Origin of the sequence: Elstera litoralis (assembly GCF_000963705.1) — a bacterium.
GTDB lineage: Bacteria > Pseudomonadota > Alphaproteobacteria > Elsterales > Elsteraceae > Elstera > Elstera litoralis.
The window spans coordinates 1-6,054 of sequence record NZ_LAJY01000065.1 but is presented as its reverse complement, the minus strand read 5'-3'; the positions used below and the strand labels follow the sequence as shown (position 1 = coordinate 6,054).

General features: G+C 62.1%; 7 protein-coding genes. 3 read left to right on the top strand and 4 right to left on the bottom strand.

Going from position 1 to position 6,054, the window contains the following annotated elements:
• Positions 1-9: 9 nt before the first annotated feature.
• Positions 10-276: a type II toxin-antitoxin system RelE/ParE family toxin gene (locus VZ95_RS03525; RefSeq protein ID WP_332307969.1), complete on the top strand. Its 267-nt coding sequence runs from the start codon at positions 10-12 to the stop codon at positions 274-276.
• On the opposite strand, the gene VZ95_RS03520 is transcribed toward VZ95_RS03525, so the two are convergent.
• From VZ95_RS03520 to VZ95_RS03505, 4 genes are all read right to left on the bottom strand, one after another.
• The gene (locus VZ95_RS03520; protein ID WP_332307968.1) at positions 188-1,003 is read right to left on the bottom strand and encodes an LrgB family protein; all 816 of its coding nucleotides are present in this window, start codon (positions 1,001-1,003) and stop codon (positions 188-190) included. The genes VZ95_RS03525 and VZ95_RS03520 overlap by 89 nt on opposite strands.
• Positions 1,000-1,368 (bottom strand): CidA/LrgA family protein, encoded by a 369-nt coding sequence (locus VZ95_RS03515; protein WP_045774651.1) that lies wholly within the window; start codon positions 1,366-1,368, stop codon positions 1,000-1,002. The genes VZ95_RS03520 and VZ95_RS03515 overlap by 4 nt, the downstream gene beginning before the upstream one ends.
• A gap of 177 nt (positions 1,369-1,545) precedes the next feature.
• Positions 1,546-2,502 carry a UDP-3-O-acyl-N-acetylglucosamine deacetylase gene (gene lpxC / locus VZ95_RS03510; RefSeq protein ID WP_045774650.1) on the bottom strand — a complete coding sequence of 319 codons (957 nt, stop codon included), beginning with the start codon at positions 2,500-2,502 and terminating at the stop codon, positions 1,546-1,548.
• 115 nt (positions 2,503-2,617) lie between these two features.
• Entirely contained in the window at positions 2,618-3,553 is a 936-nt protein-coding gene (locus tag VZ95_RS03505; RefSeq protein WP_045774649.1) for a DMT family transporter, read from the bottom strand.
• 178 nt (positions 3,554-3,731) lie between these two features.
• Here VZ95_RS03505 and VZ95_RS03500 point away from each other — a divergent pair, with 178 nt between their 5' ends.
• Together VZ95_RS03500 and VZ95_RS03495 are read left to right on the top strand one after the other, a co-directional pair.
• The gene (locus VZ95_RS03500; RefSeq protein ID WP_198148061.1) at positions 3,732-4,583 is read left to right on the top strand and encodes a DMT family transporter; all 852 of its coding nucleotides are present in this window, start codon (positions 3,732-3,734) and stop codon (positions 4,581-4,583) included.
• A 124-nt stretch (positions 4,584-4,707) separates the two neighbouring features.
• Positions 4,708-5,952, top strand: coding sequence for a cyanophycinase (locus tag VZ95_RS03495; RefSeq protein WP_045774648.1), 1,245 nt, complete (start codon positions 4,708-4,710; stop codon positions 5,950-5,952).
• Positions 5,953-6,054: the final 102 nt, after the last annotated feature.

Here is a 6,054-nt window from a genome sequence, read left to right as displayed (position 1 = left end):
GAACAGCTCATTGAGCTCTATCGCTATATAGCGATAGAGGCATCCCCCGAAATTGCCGCTCGCTATACCGATGCCATCGCAACCTATTGCGAAAACCTACAAACATTTCCAATGCGCGGCACAAAACGCGATGACGTTCGCCCTGGCCTGCGGATTACCCATTACCGAAAGCGAACAGTCATCGCCTTTACCGTTGAGGCGGATTTAGTTTCAATTTTGGGCATTTTCTATGCTGGGCAAGAGTATGCGCCTCGCCTTGAACTCGATGACGAATAGCCCCTACCCCAGCAACCACCGCACCAACAACGGCAGCAGCACGGCGCTCGCCAGCGCATTGATCCCCATCGCAAGCCCCGAAAAACGCCCCCGCCACCTCGTTCACCTGGAGCGCGCGGGCGGTGCCGATGCCGTGGGCGGCCACGCCGATGGCAAAGCCGCGCGCCCGCCAGTCTTTAATGCGCAGGGCGTTGAGCAGATAGGTCGCCAGCACAGCGCCGGTGATGCCGGTCAGCATCACGAGAACCGCCGTCAGCGAGGGCAACCCGCCCAATTGCTCGGAAATCCCCATCGCCACCGGGGCCGTGACCGATTTCGGCGCGAGGGAAATCAGGGTTCGGTCGGTCGCCCCCAGGAGCTTCGCAATCCCGATCGCCGAGACTGCCGCCGTGATCCCGCCCACCAAAACCGCCACGGTTAGCGCCAGCATCGAGCGACGCACGGCGGCCACCTGCCGATAGAGCGGCAAAGCCAGCGCCACCGTGGCGGGGCCGAGCAGGAAGTGGACGAACTGCGCCCCGGCAAAATAGGTTTTATAATCGGTATCCGTCACCATCAGCAGCCCGACGAGGGCAATCACCGCAATCAGCACCGGGTTGAACAGCGGTCGCCGGTCCATCTTCTCGTAAATCCACAGGCCGCCCTGATAGGCCACCAGCGTCAAGGTGAGCGAGAGCAGCGGACTGGTGGAGAGATAAACCCAGACCTGATAAAAATCGGGGTTCATTCGGCGGCTCCGGGTTTCTCGGCGGGCGTCTCGCGCGGCAGCAGCCATTTCATGATGAGCGCGGTCACGGCGATGGTTAGCAGCGTCGAGAAGACCAAGGAGGCGGCAATAGCCTCCCATTCCGCCGCAAAAAGCGGCAAATACAGCATCACCCCGACACCAGCGGGCACGAACAGCAAGGAGAGATGCTTCAACAGCGTGCCGCCGACCTGCTCGACATCGTGCGGAATCCCGCCGCGCAGCAAGAAGCCGCAGAACAGCAGCGCCATGCCCAGCACCGGCCCCGGCACCGGCAGGCCTAAGCCGCGCACCGTCGCTTCGCCGATCAACTGGCACAGCAGTAAAATGGTTAAGCCCTTCAGCATGCTCGCTCCTTCCTCCCGCAAGTCTCGAATGAAAGACTAGAGCAAGCCTTGGGCCGTCGTCGCCGCTTCATCCGACGGGAGATGCGCGCAGGCCGCACGGCAGGATTGACGTGAACAGCAAAGAGGGGACAGCAAAAAGGGGGCCGCAGCCCCCTATCGCGTTTCGATGATCGGCGCTTACGCCCGCGCCGCCACTGCGGGTAGATCCATCGGAATACCGACGCCCGCCGCAACCGGCACCGCCTCGACCCACTCGTAATTCGCCGCATCGGCAAACACGGCGCGCAGCAACTTATTGTTCAGCGCGTGACCGGAACGGACGCCGTGAAAAGCCCCCAAGATCGGGCCGCCCGCGAGGTAGAGATCGCCGATGCAATCCAAAATCTTGTGACGCACGAATTCATCGGCAAAGCGCAACCCTTCCGGGTTCATCACGTTTTGCCCCGAAACGACGACGGCATTCTCAAGCGAACCGCCCAGGGCCAAGCCATTGGCGCGCAGGTAATTGACCTCTTCCAAGAAGCCAAAGGTGCGCGCGCGGCTGATTTCGGTTTTAAAGCTGGTCGGATCGACCACCACCGCGCCACTTTGCCGGGCCACCGCCGTTGCGCCGAAATCGATCTCAACGGAAACCGAGAAATGATCGGCGGGCGACAGGCTGGCGGTCTTGCTGCCCTCGGTGATTGATACCGTGCGGCGCAGGCGCAGATAGCGGCGGGGCTGTTCGCTGTCGCGCAGGCCCGCGCTTTCGAGCAGAAACACGAAAGGTTCGGACGAGCCGTCCATAATCGGCAGTTCGGGGCCATCGACGGCGATCAGAATATCGTCGATACCCAGGCCCGCCAGCGCGGCCATAACATGTTCAACCGTGGAGAGGGTTACACCCTCCGGGTTCGACAGCAGGGTTGCGTGCATCGTTTGCGTCACACGGTCCCAGCGGGCGGGGAGCACCCCCGTATCGCCCGGAACATCGGTACGACGAAAAACGATACCCGTGCCCGGTGCCGCCGGAACCAGCGTCATCGAGACCGGCTTCCCCGTGTGCAGACCAATACCGTCACAGCGGATGGCCTGCGCAATCGTCCGACGCGTTGCCGTGGGCACCGCCCCCGCCTTACCCCGCCGATCACTCATGCTTGCCTCCACACTGTCGATCCTTGCTTTCGAAGAGGGGCGCCTCTTCCCCTGTTTCGAAAATTCGAGGCTTGAGGGATAGCAAGAGTAATGCAGCGCAGCAATTCACGCTTTGTTACGCGGTGTTACAGAAGGGTAAATTTAGAGGAATTTGCGGATCAAAACGCCCATCGACCAAGACCAAGCCCGCACCGATGCCGAGCATGCCCGCGCCCTGCCAAAGCGTTAGGCGCTCGTCCAAGAACAGAATGCCCATCAATAAGGCGCTCGGCGGAATGAGGAAGGTCACGAGCGAGGCATTCCCCGCCCCCACGCGCGCCAGCAGCCGAAAATACAGCCCATAGGCAAGCGCGGTCGAAAAAATGGCGATCCCCGCGAGCGCGCCCAGCGCCGCCGCCGAGGGCATCGGCAAATTCCACGGCTGTTCCGCGAGAGCCGCGAGCGGCAGCATCACCACACTGCTGGCCGTCACCTGCCCGAGGGCGGCTTGCAGCGGGTGCAGCCCCGTCAGCCGCCGCCCGTACCATCCTGCCCAACCGTAGGAGAAAGCGGCGAGCAGCACCGCCAGTTGCGCCAGCAACGGCCCACTGAGGCCAGTGGCCGCGCTCGGCCCAAGCATCACCGCCACCCCGGCGAACCCGGCCATCACGCCAGCAAGGCGCAGCGGCGTTAGCTTTTCATCCTGGGTGACAAGATGCGCGACGATGAGGGTGAAGAGCGGCGTCGTGGCATTCAGAATCGAGGCCAGCCCCGCGCCGATCTGGGTTTGTCCGTAGACGATCAGCGAGAAAGGAATGACGTTGCTCAGCAAGGCGAGCGTGAAAAACCGCGCCCAAACCTCCCGCTCACGCGGCATGCCGAGGCCCAAGAGTTTCACTACGACAGCGAGAATCAGCGCCGCCCCCGCGACGCGAATGAAGACGATGGTGAACGGCGGCACCTCCGCCACGGCAATCTTGGCGAACAGAAACGAGCCGCCCCAGAGGAAGGACAGCAGGAGCAGAATCGCCCAATCACTCGCGGACATCAAAGGCGTTTGCGGCGTCGTCATATCTCTCTCCGAGGCTTGAGCGCGCCACCCTAGCGGGGACAGCAGGAAGCGTCGCTCCGTTTCTTGCGCACTGGATGCACCCCCCTGTGCCAAAGCGGCGTTTCTCAGGGCTTCGCTGCGCGCTTAGCTTAGGGTGATGCCTGCTGACCTATCCGCGCCCCTCGCCACCCGCCTTTCGTTGCGGGATATTCTTTATATTCTCGCCATCATGCTGGTTTGGGGGGTGAATTTTCCTGTGGCGAAGCTGGGCGTCGGCGCGGTGCCGCCGCTGTTTTTGCTGGCGATCCGCTTTGCCATCGTCGGGCTGATGGTCATCCCCTTCTTTCCGCGTCCGCGCCGCCAGTGGGGCGCTTTGCTGCTGCTGTCACTGTTGCTCGGCGTTGTGCATTTCGGCCTGCTGTTCGTCGGGCTGAAATCGGTCGATAGCGCTTTGGCCGCCGTGCTCATTCAATCGCAGGTGCCGTTCTCCACTCTGCTGGGCATTGTTTTTCTGAAGGAACGCCCGAGCCGCCTTACCCTGATCGGCATGGGAATCGCGCTGCTCGGGGTCGCCATCGTCTTCGGGGAGCCGCGCGGACCAAGCTCGGCGATTGCCGCCGGGTTGGTGGTTTTGGGGGCCTTCGTCTGGTCCTGCTCGAACCTCGTCTCCAAACGGTTGACCTCGATTCACCCGCTGGCGATGACCGGCTGGATGGCGCTGATTACCGCCCCGCAGTTGGCGATTCTGTCGTTCTTCTTCGAAACCGGCCAGATCGACGCCCTCCAACACAGCGGTTGGATTGCGGCGGGCACGCTCGCCTATATGATTTTCGGCGCAACCCTTTTCGCCTATAGCGGCTGGTATACGCTGATGCGCCGTTACCCAATCAGCACGCTCGCCCCCTACGCCCTGACTGCGCCGATTTTCGGCGTTTTCGCCAGTATTCTAGCCCTGGGCGAGCCTTTTACCCTGCGCGCCGGGCTGGGGGCCGCCCTCACCTTGGGCGGTATTGCCGTGCTGACCCTCATGCCGCGCCGTCGCGCGCCATAAAATATCCCGCCAACCCCCGATTTGACAAATATTATTGCGGAAACGCGGCCCAACTTCAGGCACCTATTACGCGCGCCCCCTGGCAGGCTATCGGACACCGAGACCCTACCGGAGTGCCTGAGGAATGCGTGTTTTTGTAAAGACCGCCGTAACTGCCGCCTTGCTCGTCGGAGCCAGCAGCCTGCCCGCCCTGGCCCAAACCGCTGGCGAGGGTTCGCTCATCATCATCGGCGGCAATCTGCGCTCCGATAATGAAACCGTCTGGAAGCGCTATGTGGCGCTCGCGGGCGGCGATGGAGACAGGATCATCGTTATTCCCGCCGCTGCCGGAAGCCCACAGCGCGCCGCCGAAGCCGCCGTGAAAACCCTGAAGCAGTTCGGAGCCGACGCCGATCTGGTCCAAATCGGCCCGCGCTATAAGGATATCGACCTGCGCAAAGCGGCCAATGACCCCGCCAATGTCGCCAAGATCAAGGCCGCGAAGGGCATCTATTTCCTCGGCGGCGATCAAGCGCGCATTACGCAAGCCCTGGTCGAGCCCGACGGTAGCCAAAGCGCGGCCTTGAAGGCGATTTGGGAAATCTACCGGGCGGGCGGCGTTATCGGCGGGAGTTCCGCCGGGGCGGCGATCATGTCTGAGACGATGTTCAAAGACCCGCCCCCGGTTCTCGATGTGCTGAAGCAGGGGATCATCCCCGGCAAAACCATCGACAAGGGCCTGGGTTTTCTGACCGACGGCTGGTTCGTCGATCAGCATTTCCTGGCGCGCGGGCGCTTCCCCCGTGCCCTCGCGGCCATGCAGGCGACCGGCACCAAAAAGGGCTTCGGCGTCGATGAAGATACCGCTGCCATTATCAGCAAGGGCCAGTTGGAGGTGATCGGCTACAGCGGCGTTGTGCTGCTCGACACCGCCAGCGCGACCGGCGAGGCCAAAGCCGCCCCCTTTGCTCTTCAGGGCGCGAAGCTGAGCTATCTCGACCGCGGCGATAAATACGACTTCAAGACCGGCACGATCACCCCGAACCCGGTCAAAGACCCGGCCAAGGATAAGCTCGATCCTGCCGGTGCCGACTATAAGCCCTATAATGAAGACCCCGAAGCCTGGCCGACGATCCTAGGCAATCGCACGCTTGCCGAAGCGATGGGCAACCTCATCGACAATAAGCAAAACGAGCAAATCGGCTTGGCCTTCGATCTGCGCGCCAATGCCCCGAACCCGGAAATTGGGTTTGAATTCCGCCTGTATAAGGGCGCGGGGTCGATGGGCTGGTACACGAGCGCACTCGGCGGCGACAGCTACACCGTGAAGGATCTCTATCTCGATATCCGCCCGGTGCTGCTGCCCAAACCTTTGTACGCACCGAAGTAAACCCTATCATGGCGCTTCCCCAACCTTGCGGGAAGCGCCTAGTTCCCCAAACTACGCAAAGACGCTGCTGTATCGATCAAAGGCCGCTGACTGACGTGGATA

Excerpts from the sequence above, each read along its gene's own strand:
- VZ95_RS03495 (WP_045774648.1), top strand. The coding sequence starts at position 4,708 with ATGCGTGTTTTTGTAAAGACCGCCGTAACTGCCGCCTTGCTCGTCGGA.
- VZ95_RS03520 (WP_332307968.1), bottom strand. The coding sequence starts at position 1,003 with ATGAACCCCGATTTTTATCAGGTCTGGGTTTATCTCTCCACCAGTCCG.
- VZ95_RS03515 (WP_045774651.1), bottom strand. The coding sequence starts at position 1,368 with ATGCTGAAGGGCTTAACCATTTTACTGCTGTGCCAGTTGATCGGCGAA.
- lpxC (WP_045774650.1), bottom strand. The coding sequence starts at position 2,502 with ATGAGTGATCGGCGGGGTAAGGCGGGGGCGGTGCCCACGGCAACGCGT.
- VZ95_RS03505 (WP_045774649.1), bottom strand. The coding sequence starts at position 3,553 with ATGACGACGCCGCAAACGCCTTTGATGTCCGCGAGTGATTGGGCGATT.